Raw genomic sequence first — 17057 nt, forward strand, 5'->3', positions numbered from 1 at the left:
GCCGTGCACGTAGCGATCGAACAAGGCCCAGGCCTGGGTCGGAATGGCTTCCTTATGCATGCATTGACTCCTTGGATGCCGGCCAACTGTAGGCGTACCAAAACCGCCTGACACCACCACGAAGTGCATAACGATATGGCGAATGGTTCGACGACAGAAGTGATCGCTGTTTGCAGAATCGCCTCGCATGAACTTCCAGCAACTCCGTTCCGTCCGCGAAGCCCAGCGCCGCGGCTTCAACCTGACCGAAGTCGCGCAGGCCCTGCACACTTCGCAACCCGGCGTCAGCCGCCAGATCCGCGAGTTGGAAGAGGAGCTCGGCATCGAGCTCTTCGTGCGCGTGGGCAAGCGCCTCACAGGGCTGACCGAGCCGGGCGAGCACGTGCTGCCCGTCATCGAGCGGCTGCTGCTGGAAGCCGAGAACCTCAAGCGCGCGGCCGATGACTTCGCCCAGGCGGGCAGCGGCCGCCTGCGCATCGCAGCCACGCACAGCCAGGCGCGCTACGCGCTGCCGCCCGCCGTGCGCGACTTCCGCGCCCATCACCCCGACGTCAGCCTGCATCTGCAGCAGGGCTCGCCCCAGCAGATCGCCCGCCTGCTGCTCGATGGCGAGGCCGACGTGGGCATCGCCACCGAGGCGCTGGCGCAATACCCTGAACTCGTCGCCCTGCCCTGCTACCGCTGGACGCACTCGGTCGTCGTGCCGCCCGACCACCCGCTGCTCGATGGCCCGCTGACGCTGGCCCGCCTGGCCCAATTTCCTATCGTCACCTACGAGCCCGGCTACACCGGCCGCTCCCACATCGACGAGGCCTTTGCCGCGGCCCAGCTGCAGCCCCACATCGTGCTGAGCGCGATGGATGCCGACGTCATCAAGACCTATGTAGAGCTGGGCCTGGGCGTGGGCATCGTCGCGGCCATCGCCTTCGACGAGGAGCGCGACCGCCATCTGCGTGCCATCGATGCCCGCCATCTGTTCGAGGACAACATGACGCGCCTGGCCGTGCGGCGCAGCGCCTATCTGCGCGACTACATCTACGAGTTCATCCAGACCTTTGCTTCGCCGCTCAAGCGCGAGGTCGTCGATGCGGCCCGCCACGAGCTGCCGACCGTGGCGGCTGAACCCGTGCTGGCCTGGTCGAAAGCCGCATGAGCTTGCGCGCTCTTCTTCTTTGCCCGCTCCTGCCCTGATCCCTAGAGTGAACCGCCTTACCCCTAACTCAAACACCATGCGCCGCCTTCTCACCGCCCTCTCCTTCGCTCTCGCCGCCACCGGCGCCTTTGCGCAGACCTCGCTGCTGAACGTCTCCTACGACCCGACGCGGGAGCTCTACCAGGACTTCAACAAGGCCTTCGCCGCGCAGTGGAAGGCCAAGACCGGCGAGACCGTCAGCGTCAAAGCCTCGCATGGCGGCTCCGGCAAGCAAGCCCGCGCCGTCATCGACGGGCTGGAGGCCGACGTCGTCACGCTGGCCCTGGCCTATGACATCGACGCCATCGCCGACCACAAGCTGCTGCCCCTGGACTGGCAGAAGAAGCTGCCCAACAACGCCAGCCCCTACACGTCGACCATCGTCTTCCTGGTGCGCAAGGGCAATCCGAAGAAGATCAGCAACTGGCCCGACCTGGCCCGCAGCGGCGTCGACGTCATCACCCCCAACCCCAAGACCAGCGGCGGGGCGCGCTGGAACTACCTGGCCGCCTGGGGCTATGCGCTGAAGAACGGCGGCACGCCCGACTCGGCCAAGGACTTCGTCAAGCGCATCTACGCCAACACCAAGGTGCTGGACTCGGGCGCACGCGGCTCGACGACGACGTTTGTCGAGCGCGGCATCGGCGACGTGCTGATCGCCTGGGAGAACGAGGCCTACCTGGCCGTCAAGGAGCTCGGCCCGGACAAGTTCGAGATCGTCACGCCCAGCGTGTCCATCCTGGCCGAGCCGCCGGTGGCCATCGTCGACAAGGTCGTCGACAAGCGCGGCACGCGCAAGCAGGCCGAGGCCTATCTGAACTACCTCTACAGCCCCGAGGGCCAGGAGATCGCGGCCAAGAACTACTACCGCCCGCGTGACGCCAAGGTCGCTGCCAAGTACGCCAAGCAGTTCGGGCCGGTCAAGCTCTTCACCCTCGACGAGTACTTCGGCAACTGGCGCCAGGCCCAGAAGGCCCACTTCGACGATGGCGGTGTGTTCGACCAGATCTACGCRCCGGGTTCGAAGTAAGCGCACCAAGTCGGTCAGAAGCGCATGTGGTCGACCACCTCCGGCGGGTAGTGGCGCAGATAGGCCCGCCGGAGCGCCCCTTCGGCGACGGCCCGCTCGAACATCTGCACCAGCAGCACCAGGTCGGCGGCGTCGAGATTGCGCCTGGCCAGATAGACACCGTTCTCCATCAGCGGCAGGGTCTCCAGCAGCTCGATGCGAAAAGCCGTCTGCGACAGCGGCATCCGTGGCGCCAGGTCCAGGGCACCCTGGCCGGTCACGTGGGGCAGCAGCGTGAAGTCGGCGCGGCCCGCTCGCAACATGCGGCTGAGCGCCTCGATGTCGGGCACGATGTCGGCACGTTTGTCCGCCAGCAATTGGTCGACGAAATCGCCGTAGGCCTGCCCGAAGTAGTAGCCACGCACGAAGATGCCGCGCAGGCTCTTGTCGGCCAACAGCCGACTCAGGTCGGCCGGCACCGGCGCGTGCGTGCGTAGCGTCGCCACGGCCACGCCCTGGCGACTCAAGGGTACGAAGAGATGGGTCTGATCGCGCTCGGGTTTGCGCAATGCCGGCAAATAGAGATCGCCATCCTGCGCCTCGAACACCGTTCGCGCGGCGCGCGCGCGGGGCACGACGCTGAACCGGAACTCGCAGCCAAGCAGCGCGCCGCGCTCGCGCAGCAGTTCCGGCAGCACGCCCTCGACGCGCTCATCTTCGACGAACACCAGCCGTCCCGCTGGCGACACCGGCACGTCAATCGCACGCGAACAACCCGCCTCGGCAGCCGGAGCGAACAACCCGGCTACCGCAAGCACCAGCCCTACCCTGAGCGGAACTCGACGACCGCTTTGCATGCGCAAACAGTAACGGCTGCGTGCGTTGACAGCAAGCCCGGCAAGTCCAGGGCCATGCATCCGCTGCACGCCGGGTGGCCGGTGAGCCGCCCGGCGCTGCCCAACGATGCTCAGCGGCGTCGACGCTGCCAGGTCACCCCGCCCAGTGCGGCCATGCCGGCCAGCAACAGAGCCGACGGCGTTGGCTCCGGCACGGCCGCGGTCGTCAGCGTCACGTCGTCAATGAAGCTGGCCGCCGCAATGTGGCGGGCACCGGTGTCTGGCATGTCTTCGAAATAGCACCGCCTCGACACAAAGGGCGGCAAGGACGCGGTCCAAGACCACAAACCAGCAACATGACGGCAGCCGACAGACACATTAGGGGGGCGGCGCGTCTGCTAGCCTGCCGGGGTCAACGCCGGGCCGCGACCGACCGTTGGCCCGGACTCAGCCCGAAAGGCCCGCCCACCATGACAGCCTTGCCCCGTCTCGCGCTTTGCACCGCCGCATTGCTGGCCGGCTGTGCCGCTGCGCCATTCCAGGCGCCCATGGTGGGCAGCCACAGCGCAGCCGCCGACACGCTGTGGTTGGATCGCTTGAGCTGGGGTGCCAGCAGCGCCGATCTCAGCCAGGTCCGCCGCCAGGGCCGCGAGGTCTGGCTGGAAGCCCAGCTCCAGCCTCGCATCCCGGGCGCACTGCCAGAAGCCGCTCAGGCGCAAATCCAGGCTCTCGCCGTCACCCAGCAGCCGTTGTTGCCCCTGGTGCAGCAGATGGAAGCCCAGCGCAAGGCCGCCGATGCACTGACCGACGACATGGCCAAGGCGGAGGCGCAGAAGAACTACCAGCAGGCCCTGACCAAGCTGGCCCGCGAGGCGTCGACCCGCCAGCTGCTGAATGCCCTGTACTCGCCCAACCAGGTCCAGGAGCAGATGACCTGGTTCTGGTTCAACCATTTCAACGTCCACCAGTACAAGAGCAACCTGCGCGTCATGGTGGGCGACTACGAGCAGGGTCTGCGCGAACGCGCGCTCGGGCGCTTTCGCGACCTGCTCGGCTACACGGCCCACCACCCGGCCATGCTGCGCTACCTCGACAACGAGCAGAACGCCGCCAACCGCATCAACGAGAACTACGCCCGCGAGCTGCTGGAGCTGCACACCCTGGGCGTGGGCGGTGGCTACAGCCAGCGCGACGTGCAGGAGCTGGCCCGCGTGCTGACCGGGCTGGGCGTGAACCTGACCGACAACAAACCCAAGCTCAAGCCCGCGCAGGAGGCGCAATACCGCCGAGACGGGCTGATGGAGTTCAACCCGGCGCGGCACGATTTCGGCGACAAGCAACTGCTCGGCATCGCCGTCAAGGGCCAGGGCGAGGCCGAGCTGGACCAGGTGCTGGACCTGCTGGCCAAACACCCGAGCACGGCCCACTTTGTAGCGCGCAAGCTGGCCCAGTACTTCGTCGCCGACGAGCCGCCGCCGGCGCTGGTGGAGCGCATGGCCGAGCGCTGGCTGCAAAGCGACGGCCGCATCGCCGAGGTGCTGCGTGCCATGGTGGGCTCGCCCGAGTTCGAGGCGTCCCTGGGCCGCAAGTTCAAGGACCCGACGCATTACGTCGTCTCGGCCGTGCGCCTGGCTTATGCCGACAAGGTGGTGCTGAACACCGGCCCAATGATCGGCTGGCTCTACCGCCTCGGCCAGGCGCCCTACAACCGCCAGACGCCCGATGGCTATGCACTCGACGAAAGCGCCTGGGCGGGGCCCGGCCAGATGACGACGCGCTTCGAGATCGCGCGCGCCATCGGCAGCGGCAGCGCGGGCCTCTTCAAGGTCGAGGGCGAGCCCAAGGACAGGCCAGCCTTCCCGCAGATCGCCCACCCGCTGTACTACGAGGGCATCGCCCCGCGCCTGGCCGCCGCCACGCAGCAGGCGCTGGGTCAGGCCACGTCGCCACAGGAATGGAACACCTACCTGCTGGCCTCCCCCGACTTCATGAACAGGTGACGCCATGAACCGACGCCTTTTGCTCCAGCTCGGCCTCGCTGGCCTTGGTACGGCCGCCCTGCCCACACAACTGTGGGCCGCAGCGGCCGACACGCCGCGCCTGCTCGTCGTCTTCCTGCGCGGTGCCTATGACGCGGCCAACCTGCTGGTGCCCACCTCATCCAGCTTCTACTACGAGGCCCGGCCCAACATCGCCATCGCCAAGACGGCCGCGCTGCCGCTGGACGCGAGTTGGGGCCTGTCGCCCGCGGTGGCCGACAGCATCCACCCGCTTTGGCTCAAAGGCCAGGCCGCCTTCGTGCCCTTTGCCGGCACCAACGACACGACACGCAGCCATTTCGAAACCCAGGACCACATCGAGTTGGGCCAGGCCGACGAGGGCAGCCGTGACTTCCGCAGCGGCTTCATGAACCGGCTGGCCGGCGTACTGGGTGCGGGCTCGCCCGTCAGTTCGAGGTTGGAAGCCATGGCCTTCACCGACCAGGTGCCGCTGATCCTGCGTGGCAATCTGCCGGTGGCCAACCAGGCACTGCGCGACCTCGGCAAGCCGGCCATCAATGCCGCCCAGGCCCAGGTCATCGCCGGCATGTACGCCGGCACACGCATGGCCAACACGGTCAGCGGCGGCTTCGAGGTGCGCGACGAGGTGTCACGCGAAATGGCCGGTGAAATGGAAGCGGCCAGCCGCGGTGCCATTGCCGCCAAGGGCTTTGCGCTCGAAGCACGGCGCATCGCACGGCTGATGCGCGAACGCGTGACCCTGGGTTTCATCGACGTCGGCGGCTGGGACACCCATGTGGGCCAGGGCGGTGCGACCGGCCAGCTTGCCACCAAGCTCGGTGAGCTCGGCCGCGGCCTCGCGCTGTTTGCCGACGAGATGGGCCCGCAGTGGAACAACACCGTGGTGGTGGTGGTCAGCGAGTTTGGCCGCACCTTCCGCGARAACGGCAACCGCGGCACCGACCATGGCCACGGCAGCGCCTACTGGGTGCTGGGCGGCGGCGTGAAGGGCGGGCGGGTGATGGGCGAACAGGTGGAGGTCAAGGCCGCCACGCTGTTCCAGAACCGCGACTACCCGGTGCTCAACGAGTACCGGGCGCTATTTGGCGGCCTGTTCAAGCGTATGTACGGCCTGAACGACGCGCAGCTGGCCGCCGTCTTTCCCGGGGCCAGCGCGCGCGATCTGGGCCTGGTTTAAGCCTTGCTCAGTCGGGCGGCAACCGTCTTGATGCGCTCGCCGAAGGCCTTGGCCGTGGCGAAGTCGCCCGCGGCCATTTCGTCCGTGGAGGCGTCGCTGGGCGAGACCGTCATCAGGCCGCCGAAGGACGCGACGTAGTTGATGTCGTCGCGCGTCGAAGCCTTCTTGTTGGCCGGCATCATGCCCGTGCCCACCCACAGCATGGAGTGCTGCTGGCTCAGCGTGAAGAAGTAGTGCAGCGTCGACAGCTTGTCGCCGTTCATGGAGGCGCTGTTCGTGAAGCCGGCGGCCAGCTTGTCCTTCCAGCCCTGGCCGAACCAGACCTTGCTGGATGCRTCGGCAAACTTCTTGAACTGCCAGCTGGCCGCGCCCATGTAGGTGGGCGAACCGAAGACGATGGCGTCGGCCGCGGCCAGCGCTTCCCAGTCTGCGTCCTTCAAATTGCCTTCGGCGTCGATGGCGATGAGCTGGGCGCCCGCGCTCTCGGCAACGGTCTCGGCGATGCGCTTGGTGTGGCCGTAGCCGGAGTGGTAGACGACAACGATCTTGCTCATGGAGGAATTCCTCTGTGGGTGGGGGATAAGAAACTCAGGCTGCCAGGTCGAAGACGAGGACCTCGGCATCATGGCCGGCCGTCAAGGCGAGGCGCGATGTTTCGCGAATCTGCAAGGCATCACCGGTTGCCAGGTCTTGTCCATTCACGCTGAGCGCGCCGCGCACGACGTGCACATAGGCAAGGCGACCGGGCGCCAGTTCAAGTTCCGCTTGCTCGGCGCCATCGAACAGGCCCGCATACAGCTTGGCATCGGCATGGATGGTCACCGAGCCTTGCGAGCCGTCGTTGGCCGCGACGAGACGCAGCCGGCCGCGCTTGGAGCCGGCGTCGAAGTGCTTCTGCTCATAGCTCGGCGCGATGCCGCGGGCGTCAGGCTGGATCCAAATCTGCAGGAAGTGCGTCGTTTCGTCCTTGGCATGGTTGAACTCGCTGTGCATCACGCCGGTACCGGCGCTCATCCGCTGCACATCGCCGGGGCGGATGACACCAGCGTTCGCACCACCGGCCTCGCCGTTGCCCATGCTGTCCTTGTGCGCCAGTTCGCCGGAGAGCACGTAGCTGATGATCTCCATGTCGCGATGGCCGTGCGTGCCGAAGCCCTTGCCAGCAGCGACCTTGTCCTCGTTGATGACACGCAGCGGCCCGAAGCCCATGCGGGCCGGATCGTAGTAGTCAGCAAAGGAGAAGCTGTGGAAGGACTTCAGCCAGCCGTGGTCGGCGTAGCCGCGGTCACTGGACTTGATCAGTTGCATCACTGGGTTTTGCATGCTGGCTCCTTGCTTGTTGGCGATGGAGTCAATGTAGGAGCGACCGTCGTATCCGGGAGTCGGCCTGCGTTGAGGACATCATTCAAATAGACTGAACGCATGCCGAATCCTCAGGACAAACGCCGCGCACTGACCCCGGAAGCCCTGTCCATGATGGACACCATCGCCCGCACGGGCAGCTTCGCCGCCGCGGCTCGCGAGATGGGTCGGGTGCCGTCGGCGCTGACCTATTCCGTGCGCCAGCTGGAAGACGCGCTCGACGTGCTGCTCTTTGACCGCAGCTCCCGCCAGGCCGTGCTGACAGCGGCCGGCCAGGAGCTGCTGCACGAGGGCAGGCGCCTGCTTCAGGAACTGGACGCCGTGGCCAACCGCGTGCGGCGCATCTCCACCGGCTGGGAAAGCGAGCTGACGCTGGCCGTCGATGACGCCGTCGCCCGCCGGGCCCTGTTCGATCTGATGGAAGCCTTCTACGCCGAGAAGATCGACGGTGGCGGCCCACCGCCGACCCGGCTCAAGCTGCGCGTGGAGGTGCTGGCCGGCACCTGGGAGGCCTTGCTGCATGGCCAGGCCGACATAGCAGTCGGTGTACCGGGGCAGCTGCAGAACAGCGGCATTCACTGTGAGTTCGCGGGAGAGCTGGAGTTCGCCTTCTGCATTGCGCCCCACCATCCGCTGGCCAGCCTGCCCGAGCCGCTCAGCGCAAGCCAGATCGCCGAGCACCGCATCGTTGCCGTGGCTGACAGCGCCCGGCTGATGGCGCCGCTCAGCGTCGGTCTGCTGCCAGGCCAGGACGTGCTGACCGTGCCGTCGCTGGCCATCAAGCTGGAGGCCATGATGCGCGGCCTGGGCTGCGGCTCCCTGCCGGTGCCCATCGTGCGCCGTCATATCGAGGCCGGCCGCCTGGTGCGCAAGGCCACCTACGAAGGCCACCGCACCGGCAAGATGCATTACGCCTGGCGCGACACCGGTCCCGCACCGGGCAAGGCGCTGGCATGGTGGCTGGACAAGCTGCGCAGCGAGACGACGCGCAAGGCACTGCTCGAACAGCACGAGGGGCTGCTGCTCTGATGAGCTATCGAGGTCGATTCGCGCCCTCGCCCACCGGCCCGCTGCACGCCGGCTCGCTGGTGGCGGCGCTGGCGAGCTGGCTGGATGCCCGCGCCCACGGCGGCGAGTGGCTGGTGCGCATCGAAGACGTCGATGGCCCGCGCTGCCCGCCGGGCATGGACGAGGTCATCCTCGGCCAGCTCGATGCCCTCGGCCTGCGACCCGACGAGCCGCCCGTCTGGCAGTCGCGCCGCGGCGAGCTGTATCAAGCCGCGCTGGACCGGCTGATTGCCTCCGGCCATGCCTATGGCTGCGCGTGCACCCGCGCCGAGATCGCAGCGGCAGCCGGCCCCAAGCCCAGGCATGGTGAACTGATCTATCCCGGCACCTGCCGAGATGGCACCCACGGCCGGCCGGTGCGAGCATGGCGCTTTCGCGTCGCGGGCCGCATCAACTGGCAGGACCGCCGGCTGGGCTCGCAATCGCAAGACCTCGAAACCGAAGTCGGCGACTTCATCCTCAAGCGCGCCGACGGCCTCTGGGCCTACCAGCTCGCCGTCGTCGCCGACGATGCCGAACAAGGCGTCACCGACATCGTCCGCGGTGAGGACCTGGCCGACAACACGCCGCGCCAGATCGCGCTGCAACGAGCACTTGGCTTTCCGACACCGCGCTATCTGCACACGCCGCTTGTGCTGGCGGTGGACGGGCACAAGCTGTCCAAGCAGAACGGCGCGGCGGCCATCGACCTTGCCGACCCTGCCGGGCGGCTGCGCGATGCCGCGAGTCGGCTGGGGCTGCGCTTGCCGGACGGGATGAACAGCGCCGAGGAAGTACTGACGGGCTCGGTGTCGAAATGGGAAGCGCTGGTGAGGGAATCAGCGGGCGAACGTTCGAGTTGAGACGCACAAGCTGGCGCGCCGAGCAGGAACAGGCTCAACCTTCCGACAACTGGCTCCACACCGGCCTGACCTCAATCGTGGCAACTGCAGCCATCGGGTGTTTGGCTGCGACCTCGACGGCGATGTCCAGACTGGCGCATTGGATGAGTTCATACGCGCACATTTGTTCGCGCGAGCGCGAGAACGGCCCAGAAGAGGGGCTGATCCTTCCATCCCTCACGCGCACGGTGACAGCCTCAGAGGCTGGCCGCAGTGGGTTGCCCTGGACTCGAATACCGCGAGCCTCCATCGACTTGATCCAGTCCATGATCTCCGCAACGAGGCGCTCCGTGGGTGCAAACCCGTCGTCGTGGGCGATGATGAGCAGATAGTTCATGCGTCTCTCTCAGAAGCGGCAGGGCAAAGGCGCCCTTCGACACGACGAACAAAGGGCTGAGCAATCGACACCAAGACCTCCCAGGCAACGAAACAGCCGCCTGGGCCAGGAGGCGACAATCCGGGGCTTTTCCCACAGCAAGGATTTCCCATGAACACCACGCCCACCGGCCTGCAGTTTGACGACACCGTCGAAGGCGATGGCAAGCAGGCAGCGGCCGGCCATGACGTCACCGTCCACTACACCGGCTGGCTCTGGGTCGACGGCGCCAAGACCGACAAGTTCGACTCCAGCAAGGACCGCGGCGACCCCTTCGAGTTCGAACTCGGCGCCGGCATGGTCATCCGCGGCTGGGACGAGGGCGTGCAGGGCATGAAGATCGGTGGCAAGCGTACGCTGATCATCCCGGCCGAACTGGGTTACGGCGCGCGTGGCGCCGGCGGCGTCATCCCGCCGAATGCGACGCTGTGCTTCGAGGTCGAGCTGCTGGGCCTCGCCGGCGGCCCCGAACATGTCGAGCTGAACCTGCACACCACCTCCAGCGGCCTGCAGTACGAGGACCGCGTGGTGGGCGACGGCGCCGAAGCCGCCAAGGGCCAGCGCGTGTCGGTGCACTACACCGGCTGGCTCTACAAGGACGGCATGCGTGGCAAGAAGTTTGATTCCAGCAAGGACCGCGGCCAGCCCTTCAAGTTCCGCCTCGGCGGCGGCGAAGTCATCCAGGGCTGGGACGAAGGCGTGCAGGGCATGAAGGTCGGCGGCACGCGCATGCTGGTGCTGCCGCCGGAGCTGGGCTATGGTGCCCACGGCGCGGGCGGCGTCATCCCGCCGAACGCGACGCTGCTGTTCGAGGTCGACCTTCTGGCGGTCTGACCCGAAGCCATTTCAAGCGACGGCAGGCGACTGACAAGCGCCTGTCATTCGCGGATGCTTTGATCCAGCCCGTTCACGAACCCAGATCACATCATGTCGATTGACCAACGCCGCTTCCCTCGCGTCGAGTTCTTCCTGGTGCCCGACGAGCACGAACAGCTGCCGGTCTGGGTCATCAAGCCCGAGGGCCTGGCCGAGAAGCGCGGCGGTGTCGTCGTCAACCTCAGCGAGGCCGGCCTGCAGATCCTGGCCGCGGCCGAGCCGCCGCTGGATGCCCAGCACTACGAGTTGCGCCTGCTGCTCGGCGAGGACGAGGGCGTGCCCCTCTTCAGCGCCGAGGTGCGCCGCGTCTGGACGCGGCCGCTGAGCCGCATCGTGCAGCTCGGCGGCTTCGAGTTCGAGTCGCCCAACTCCCAGGCCGAGGAGTTCCTGCTCGCGCAGACCGCGCAGATCACGGCGCGCAAATGGGTGCGCTGCGTGCTCGTGGAACGCATGACAGCCCTGGCCTGAATCCCTTCGCGTCCAGCCCCCTGGCGAGCGGGGCTGGACTGGGTTAGCGTGGTCGCGGGGCAGGTTTGCCCCGCCATTGCCGACGTCATGCTCGAAACCGACCACCTGCTGCGCTACTGGACCGACAGCCAATGGGCCGCCAACGTGCTGATGCTGATGCATCTCATCGGTGCCATGGTGCTGGGCCTGCTGCTCGGCTATGAGCGGGCCTACCACGGCCGTGCCGCCGGCATGCGCACATACGCGCTGGTCTGCATGGCGTCCTGCGCCGTGACCATCCTCGTCGGCTACCCCGACCAATGGTTCGGCGGCCACATGGCCGGCGGTTCGCTGCCGCAGTTCACCGACCCGACCCGCGTGATTCAGGGTGTGGTGACGGGCATCGGCTTCCTGTGCGCCGGCGTCATCATGCGCGAGGGCATGAACATCTCGGGGCTGACGACGGCGGCCTCGATGTGGGCGGCATCGGCCATCGGCATCGTGCTGGGCATGGGCTTCTATTTCGCGGCCATCGCACTGACGCTGCTGTGCGCCACGCTGATGATGTGGGGCGCCAAGCTGGAAAGCCGCCTGCCCTCCCACCCGGCCATCGCGGTGACGCTGCGCGGCGAATCGGGCCGGCGCTTCACGCAGGCCGAGCTGGCCGAGTTCGCCGATGGCCTGGGCTACCGCTTCGCGCCCGGCTCGCTGAGCATCGAGAAGCAGGGCGACCATGAAGAGTGGCGCTTCGTCTGCACGGCCAAGCAGAACTTCAAGGGGCAGACGCTATGCCGCTTCACCGACCGGCTGCATGAGCTGCCTGGCGTGGCCGGATACCGCGTGACCCACGCTCGCAACTAGAGCAGGCTGACCGCCGCCAGATTGAGCAGCGAGGTCTCGCGCATCAGCCGCACGAAGTCGGCCAGGAAGGGTTTGGCCGCGAGCCCTTCGGTGCTGACGGCGTAGAGCCGCCCGGTCAGCCCGCCCTCCCCGATGCGTTGGCGCGCCACATAGCCACGCGCCAGATAGCCTTCCACCGCCCACAGCGGCAGCGCTGCAATGCCGCGGCCGCTGGCAACCAGCTGCAGCATGGCCACCGTCAACTCGCTGGTGCGGCGCGGCGGCGTGATGCCTGCGGGCTGCAGCACGCGGCGCACGAGGTCCAACATCTCGTCGGGCACCGGGTAGGTGATGAGGGTGTGGTCAGCAAAATCGAGCGCTTCGAGCCAGGGCTTGGCCAGCAGCGCATGGCCCTTGGGCAGCAGCGCAATGATCTCGAAGCTGAACAGCGGGTGCACGACGACGCCGGTCTCGTCGGCGTCCACATCCGACACGATGGCCAGCTCAGCGCGGTCCTGGTGCAGCAGGCCCACGGGGTCGGCCTGGAAGCCGGAGACGATGTCCAGCTCCACCTCCGGCCAGCGGCCGCGGAAGGCGTCCATGGCCGGCATCAGCCAGTCGAAGCAGGTGTGGCATTCCACGGCGATGCGCAGTTGGCCGGCCGAGCCGTCCACCAGCCGGCGCACGTCGCGATCAGCCTCATCGACCTGGGTCAGCACGATGTCTGCCAGCTTCAAGAGCCGCTGCCCGACCGCGCCGAACACCAGCGGGTTGCTCTTGCGGGCGAACAGCTCGGCGCCGTAGTGCTCCTCCAGGGCCTTGAGCTGGTGGGACAAGGCCGACTGCGTCAGGTTCAGCAACTGCGCCGCTCGGGACAGATTGCCGGCCTCGCGCAAAGCAACCAGGGTGCGCAGATGGCGCAGTTCGAGCGGCGTTTGCATGAGCGGAACTTGTGATGATTCAGAAAACGTTTCGTTTGAATCATAGTCATGAAGTGCCGATCATCACGAATCGCTTTCAGCATTGTTCGATTCATCATGATCAAGACTCATATCCTCGGCTTCCCGCGCATGGGCGAGCACCGCGAACTGAAGACGGCGCTGGAGCGCCACTGGCGCGGCGAGCTACCCGCCACCGAACTGGAGGCCCAGGCCGCCGCGCTGCGCGCCCGCCATTGGAAGCTGCAACAGGACGCGGGGCTGGACCATGTCACCGTCGGCGACTTCGCCCTCTACGACCATGTCGCCCACCTGATCCAGCTGTTCGGCTGCGAACCGGCCCGCTTCGGCTTCAACGGCCAGGAGACCCCGCTGCAGCGCTATTTCGCGATGGCCCGTGGCATCACGACGACCCATGCCCACACCGAGGCCTGTGGCTGCAGCGGCACGCACGTCGATGGCGTGCCCGCGCTGGAGATGACCAAGTGGTTCGACACCAACTACCACTACCTCGTCCCCGAGTTCGACAGCGCGACCGAGTTCAGCCTGAACGCCGAGCGCCTGCTCGCCGAAGTCGATGAGGCCATCGCCCTGCCAGCCAGCCCCAAGGTCGCGCTGCTCGGGCCAGTCAGCTTCCTCTACCAGGGCAAGAGCAAGCAGGAAGACTTTGACCGGCTCGTGCTGCTGAAACGCCTGCTCCCCGCCTACGAACAGCTGCTGACCCGCTTGGCCGCCCGCGGCGTGACCTGGGTGCAGTTGGACGAGCCCATCCTCGGCCTGGACCTCAGCCCGGCATGGCAAGACGCCTTGCGCCTGGCCTATGCGCGCCTGGGCGTCGTCGGCCAGCCCCTGCTGCTGGCCACCTATTTCTCGCCGCTGGGCGACAACCTGGCTCTCGCCTGCGAACTGCCCGTGGCCGGCCTGCATGTGGACGCGGTGCGCGCGCCCGAGGAACTGCTGCCCGTGGCCCTACGACTGCCTCTGGACCGTGAGTTGTCGGTCGGCATCATCGACGGCCGCAACATCTGGCGCAGTGACCTCGACCAGGCGCTGTCACAGCTCAACAAGGTCCGCGAACTGCGCGGCGGCCGGCTGTGGGTGGCGCCGTCCTGCTCGTTGCTGCACGTGCCCTTCAGCCTGCGCCACGACGCGGCGCTGGACACCGAGCTGCAGGGCTGGCTGGCCGGCGCCGTCGAGAAGCTGGACGAGCTGCGCGTACTCAAGCGCGCGCTGTGGGGCGACGAAGCGAGCGTGGCCCGTGAACTGGCCGAGTCGCGCATTGCCCGCGCCAACCGTGTCACAAGCCGACGCGTGCGCAACGGCACCGTCGCCGCCCGCCTCAAGGCACTGCCCGCCGACGCCGACCAACGCCGCTCGCCCTTCCCCGCCCGCCAGGCCGCGCAGCGCCAGCGCCTGCGCCTGCCGGCCTTCCCGACAACCACCATCGGCTCCTTCCCGCAGACACCCGAGATCCGCGCCGCCCKCGCCGCCTTCAAGCGCGGCACGCTCGCCGAGCCCGCCTACCGCGAAGCCATGCAGCGCGAGATCCAGCTGGCGGTCAGCAAGCAGGAAGCGTTAGGGCTGGACGTGCTCGTGCACGGCGAGGCCGAGCGCAATGACATGGTCGAGTACTTCGGCGAGCAGCTCTCGGGCGTCGCCTTCACCGCCAACGGCTGGGTGCAGAGCTACGGCTCACGCTGCGTGAAGCCGCCGGTGCTGTTCGGCGACGTGTCGCGCCCCAAGGCCATGACGGTGGACTGGACTGTGTTTGCGCAGAGCCTGACCGACAAGCCCATGAAGGGCATGTTGACCGGCCCCATCACCATCCTGCAATGGTCCTTTGTGCGCGACGACCAGCCGCGCGCCACCACGGCGCTGCAGATCGCGCTGGCCATCCGCGACGAGGTGGTCGACCTGGAGGCCGCCGGCATTGCCGTCATCCAGATCGATGAGCCTGCCATCCGCGAAGGCCTGCCGCTGCGCCGCGCGGCATGGGGCGCCTATCTCGCCTGGGCGACGCGTGCCTTCCGCGTCTCTGCCAGCGCCGTGCGTGACGACACGCAGATCCACACCCATATGTGCTACTCGGAGTTCAACGACATCCTGCCCGAGATCGCAGCCATGGACGCTGACGTCATCACCATCGAGACCAGCCGCTCCGACATGGAACTGCTGCGCGGCTTTGGCGACTTCCGCTACCCCAACGAGATCGGCCCTGGCGTCTACGACATCCACTCACCGCGCGTGCCCGACGCGGCCGAGATGCTGCGCCTGCTGCGCAAGGCCGCCGAGGTCATCCCGGCTGACCTGCTCTGGGTCAATCCCGACTGCGGGCTGAAAACGCGGGGGTGGCCGGAGACGGAGGCGGCGCTGGCGCGCATGGTGGCGGCGGCGCGCGAGCTGCGGGCGGAGACGACGCCGGCTTGAAGGCTCAGTGGCCGGGCTTCTCCTGAGGCTCGGCCAGCATGTCGGCGTGGCGGTGGACGATCTTCCATTCGCCGTCTTCGCGACGGAACACCTCGGTGACACGCAGCGTCATCGACAGCAACTCGTCCTTGCCTTTTATCTGCACCCTGGCGTGCTGCAGGCCGGTCCAGTAGCCAACCTCGTGGTCGGCCGCGCTGTGGAAGATCTCAAAGCGGCTGCTTTGCGTGCCCTCGTCGAAGGCCTCCGCATCCTTGGCCTGGCGCTCCTTCACGGCCACCGCGCCGCGCACATGGCCGCCGCCGGGAGGAAAGAAGCTCGCCTTGCCGCGCGCGGCAGCCAGCGCCAGGAAGGCGTCCGGCTGCCCGCGCACGTAGTCGAGCGAGGCGACTTCTCTCGCGTGCAGAAATTGCGTGAAGGATTCGGTCATGACGGCTCCCGAGGCGACGACGCATTCACTGTGCGGCCCAGTGCATTCACCCACTGCCGGAGCGGCCTGCATCGCCCCGTAGGCCAAGGCCTACTCGATGGCCGGATAGTCGCCGAGGCCGTCCGGCCAGGGCGTCAGGATCTCGAAGCCGTCGGCCGTCACGGTCACCATGTGCTCCCACTGGGCCGACAGCGAGTGGTCGCGCGTCACCACCGTCCAGCCGTCGTTCAGCTCGCGGATGCCGGCGGCGCCCGCGTTRATCATGGGCTCGATCGTGAAGATCATGCCCTCCTGCAGCTTCAGGCCTTCGCCCGGGCGACCAAAGTGATTGACGTGCGGGTCGTCGTGATAGACGTCGCCGATGCCATGGCCGCCGTACTCGCGCACGACGCTGAAGCCGGCCGCATGCGCAACCGTCTGGATGGCATGGCCCACATCGCCTAACGTCGCACCCGGGCGCACCTGGCGGATACCGGCGCGCAGCGCCTCATAGGTCGTGTTGACGAGCCGGCGTGCCAGCACATTGGCCTCGCCGACGATGAACATGCGGCTGCTGTCGCCGAACCAGCCGTCCTTGGTCAGCGTCACGTCCACATTGACGATGTCGCCCTTCTTCAGCCGTTTGTCCTTGGACGGAATGCCGTGGCAGACGACGTGATTCGGCGAGATGCAGGCTGTCTTTGGGTAGCCGTGATAGCCGACGTTGGACGGGATGCACTTCAGCGTGTTGACGATGTAGTCGTGGCAGATGTCGTCCAGCGCCTCGGTCGTCACACCGGGCACGACATGGGGCTTGAGCATGGCCAGCACCTCGGCGATGAGGTGCCCGGCCTCGCGAGCCTTGGCGACCTCGGCGGATGTTCGCAGCTTCAGGCTCTTCATGCCCGGGCCCCCTTGGCCTTGGGTGCCTGAGCCCAACCGGCCAAACGAGCCAGGTCCAGCCCACCCTCCTGCTCGGCGCGGATCAGCAGCTGGCAGATCTCGCTGTGGCTCAGCTGCGGGTGCAGTTCGGCCAGCATGCCGATGCGCATCCAGTGCTCGGCCTGGGCATTGATGGAACGCGACAAGGCCTGGCTCGCAACGCGCAGGCTCTCGTGCATCGGATCGGAGATTTTGACGATTCCCATGCCGCGACTATATACGCTTCGTATACGAAACGTATATCACTCAGGCTTGGGCA

19 protein-coding genes and 1 pseudogene are annotated in these 17057 nt (G+C 67.3%); 11 read left to right on the forward strand and 9 right to left on the reverse strand.

From position 1 onward, the window contains the following. Positions 1-187: 187 nt before the first annotated feature. Positions 188-1153 (forward strand): CysB family HTH-type transcriptional regulator, encoded by a 966-nt coding sequence (locus ACXJKR_RS08020; RefSeq protein WP_457322221.1) that lies wholly within the window; start codon positions 188-190, stop codon positions 1151-1153. A 76-nt stretch (positions 1154-1229) separates the two neighbouring features. Then, positions 1230-2222, forward strand: a complete 993-nt coding sequence (locus ACXJKR_RS08025; RefSeq protein WP_056197613.1) for a sulfate ABC transporter substrate-binding protein — start codon at positions 1230-1232, stop codon at positions 2220-2222. A 14-nt stretch (positions 2223-2236) separates the two neighbouring features. Here ACXJKR_RS08025 and ACXJKR_RS08030 read toward each other — a convergent pair whose 3' ends face one another. Further along, the gene (locus tag ACXJKR_RS08030; RefSeq protein WP_457322223.1) at positions 2237-2929 is read right to left on the reverse strand and encodes a hypothetical protein; all 693 of its coding nucleotides are present in this window, start codon (positions 2927-2929) and stop codon (positions 2237-2239) included. A gap of 239 nt (positions 2930-3168) precedes the next feature. Continuing rightward, positions 3169-3324 (reverse strand): PEP-CTERM sorting domain-containing protein, encoded by a 156-nt coding sequence (locus ACXJKR_RS08035; protein ID WP_457322225.1) that lies wholly within the window; start codon positions 3322-3324, stop codon positions 3169-3171. Positions 3325-3507: 183 nt separating this feature from the next. Between ACXJKR_RS08035 and ACXJKR_RS08040 the strand changes: the two genes are divergently transcribed. Beyond that, positions 3508-5037: a DUF1800 domain-containing protein gene (locus ACXJKR_RS08040; RefSeq protein ID WP_457322226.1), complete on the forward strand. Its 1530-nt coding sequence runs from the start codon at positions 3508-3510 to the stop codon at positions 5035-5037. A gap of 4 nt (positions 5038-5041) precedes the next feature. Next, positions 5042-6235 carry a DUF1501 domain-containing protein gene (locus tag ACXJKR_RS08045; protein ID WP_056197618.1) on the forward strand — a complete coding sequence of 398 codons (1194 nt, stop codon included), beginning with the start codon at positions 5042-5044 and terminating at the stop codon, positions 6233-6235. Here the strand turns inward: ACXJKR_RS08045 and ACXJKR_RS08050 are convergent. Continuing rightward, complete coding sequence (locus ACXJKR_RS08050) at positions 6232-6789, reverse strand: flavodoxin family protein (protein WP_056197620.1); 558 nt, start codon at positions 6787-6789, stop codon at positions 6232-6234. The genes ACXJKR_RS08045 and ACXJKR_RS08050 overlap by 4 nt on opposite strands. 34 nt (positions 6790-6823) lie before the next feature. Then, positions 6824-7546 (reverse strand): pirin family protein, encoded by a 723-nt coding sequence (locus ACXJKR_RS08055; protein ID WP_457322244.1) that lies wholly within the window; start codon positions 7544-7546, stop codon positions 6824-6826. Positions 7547-7657: 111 nt separating this feature from the next. On the opposite strand from ACXJKR_RS08055, the gene ACXJKR_RS08060 reads away from it, so the two are divergent. Next, complete coding sequence (locus ACXJKR_RS08060; RefSeq protein WP_056197622.1) at positions 7658-8626, forward strand: LysR family transcriptional regulator; 969 nt, start codon at positions 7658-7660, stop codon at positions 8624-8626. Next, the gene (gene gluQRS, locus ACXJKR_RS08065) at positions 8626-9507 is read left to right on the forward strand and encodes a tRNA glutamyl-Q(34) synthetase GluQRS (RefSeq protein WP_457322229.1); all 882 of its coding nucleotides are present in this window, start codon (positions 8626-8628) and stop codon (positions 9505-9507) included. Before ACXJKR_RS08060 ends, gluQRS begins: the two co-directional genes overlap by 1 nt. Positions 9508-9541: 34 nt before the next feature. On the opposite strand, the gene ACXJKR_RS08070 is transcribed toward gluQRS, so the two are convergent. Continuing rightward, entirely contained in the window at positions 9542-9883 is a 342-nt protein-coding gene (locus ACXJKR_RS08070; protein ID WP_457322231.1) for a YciI family protein, read from the reverse strand. Between the two features lie 150 nt (positions 9884-10033). On the opposite strand from ACXJKR_RS08070, the pseudogene ACXJKR_RS08075 reads away from it, so the two are divergent. The 4 genes and pseudogenes from ACXJKR_RS08075 to ACXJKR_RS08090 form a co-directional block, all read left to right on the forward strand. Continuing rightward, a pseudogene (locus ACXJKR_RS08075) lies at positions 10034-10378 on the forward strand (FKBP-type peptidyl-prolyl cis-trans isomerase); the annotation flags it as partial. A gap of 30 nt (positions 10379-10408) precedes the next feature. Continuing rightward, positions 10409-10756, forward strand: a complete 348-nt coding sequence (locus tag ACXJKR_RS08080) for an FKBP-type peptidyl-prolyl cis-trans isomerase (protein ID WP_457322246.1) — start codon at positions 10409-10411, stop codon at positions 10754-10756. Positions 10757-10849: 93 nt separating this feature from the next. Continuing rightward, a complete protein-coding gene (locus tag ACXJKR_RS08085; RefSeq protein ID WP_056197633.1) occupies positions 10850-11266 on the forward strand; it encodes a PilZ domain-containing protein in 417 nt (138 codons plus the stop codon). A gap of 87 nt (positions 11267-11353) precedes the next feature. Next, positions 11354-12106, forward strand: a complete 753-nt coding sequence (locus tag ACXJKR_RS08090) for an MgtC/SapB family protein (protein WP_457322233.1) — start codon at positions 11354-11356, stop codon at positions 12104-12106. On the opposite strand, the gene ACXJKR_RS08095 is transcribed toward ACXJKR_RS08090, so the two are convergent. Further along, the gene (locus ACXJKR_RS08095; protein WP_457322235.1) at positions 12103-13026 is read right to left on the reverse strand and encodes a LysR family transcriptional regulator; all 924 of its coding nucleotides are present in this window, start codon (positions 13024-13026) and stop codon (positions 12103-12105) included. The genes ACXJKR_RS08090 and ACXJKR_RS08095 overlap by 4 nt on opposite strands. A 96-nt stretch (positions 13027-13122) precedes the next feature. Between ACXJKR_RS08095 and metE the strand changes: the two genes are divergently transcribed. Further along, a complete protein-coding gene (gene metE / locus ACXJKR_RS08100; RefSeq protein WP_457322237.1) occupies positions 13123-15450 on the forward strand; it encodes a 5-methyltetrahydropteroyltriglutamate--homocysteine S-methyltransferase in 2328 nt (775 codons plus the stop codon). Between the two features lie 4 nt (positions 15451-15454). On the opposite strand, the gene ACXJKR_RS08105 is transcribed toward metE, so the two are convergent. From ACXJKR_RS08105 to ACXJKR_RS08115, 3 genes are all read right to left on the reverse strand, one after another. Next, entirely contained in the window at positions 15455-15877 is a 423-nt protein-coding gene (locus ACXJKR_RS08105; protein ID WP_457322239.1) for a YybH family protein, read from the reverse strand. A gap of 90 nt (positions 15878-15967) precedes the next feature. Further along, positions 15968-16759 carry a type I methionyl aminopeptidase gene (gene map, locus ACXJKR_RS08110; RefSeq protein WP_457322241.1) on the reverse strand — a complete coding sequence of 264 codons (792 nt, stop codon included), beginning with the start codon at positions 16757-16759 and terminating at the stop codon, positions 15968-15970. Then, positions 16756-17004, reverse strand: coding sequence for a ParD-like family protein (locus tag ACXJKR_RS08115; RefSeq protein WP_056197644.1), 249 nt, complete (start codon positions 17002-17004; stop codon positions 16756-16758). Before ACXJKR_RS08115 ends, map begins: the two co-directional genes overlap by 4 nt. Positions 17005-17057 lie beyond the last annotated feature (53 nt).

This window comes from Roseateles sp. P5_E11 (genome assembly GCF_054049355.1).

Excerpts from the sequence above, each read along its gene's own strand:
- ACXJKR_RS08020 (WP_457322221.1), top strand. The coding sequence starts at position 188 with ATGAACTTCCAGCAACTCCGTTCCGTCCGCGAAGCCCAGCGCCGCGGC.
- ACXJKR_RS08035 (WP_457322225.1), bottom strand. The coding sequence starts at position 3,324 with ATGCCAGACACCGGTGCCCGCCACATTGCGGCGGCCAGCTTCATTGAC.
- ACXJKR_RS08040 (WP_457322226.1), top strand. The coding sequence starts at position 3,508 with ATGACAGCCTTGCCCCGTCTCGCGCTTTGCACCGCCGCATTGCTGGCC.
- ACXJKR_RS08060 (WP_056197622.1), top strand. The coding sequence starts at position 7,658 with ATGCCGAATCCTCAGGACAAACGCCGCGCACTGACCCCGGAAGCCCTG.
- gluQRS (WP_457322229.1), top strand. The coding sequence starts at position 8,626 with ATGAGCTATCGAGGTCGATTCGCGCCCTCGCCCACCGGCCCGCTGCAC.
- ACXJKR_RS08070 (WP_457322231.1), bottom strand. The coding sequence starts at position 9,883 with ATGAACTATCTGCTCATCATCGCCCACGACGACGGGTTTGCACCCACG.
- ACXJKR_RS08085 (WP_056197633.1), top strand. The coding sequence starts at position 10,850 with ATGTCGATTGACCAACGCCGCTTCCCTCGCGTCGAGTTCTTCCTGGTG.
- ACXJKR_RS08090 (WP_457322233.1), top strand. The coding sequence starts at position 11,354 with ATGCTCGAAACCGACCACCTGCTGCGCTACTGGACCGACAGCCAATGG.
- ACXJKR_RS08095 (WP_457322235.1), bottom strand. The coding sequence starts at position 13,026 with ATGCAAACGCCGCTCGAACTGCGCCATCTGCGCACCCTGGTTGCTTTG.
- ACXJKR_RS08105 (WP_457322239.1), bottom strand. The coding sequence starts at position 15,877 with ATGACCGAATCCTTCACGCAATTTCTGCACGCGAGAGAAGTCGCCTCG.
- ACXJKR_RS08115 (WP_056197644.1), bottom strand. The coding sequence starts at position 17,004 with ATGGGAATCGTCAAAATCTCCGATCCGATGCACGAGAGCCTGCGCGTT.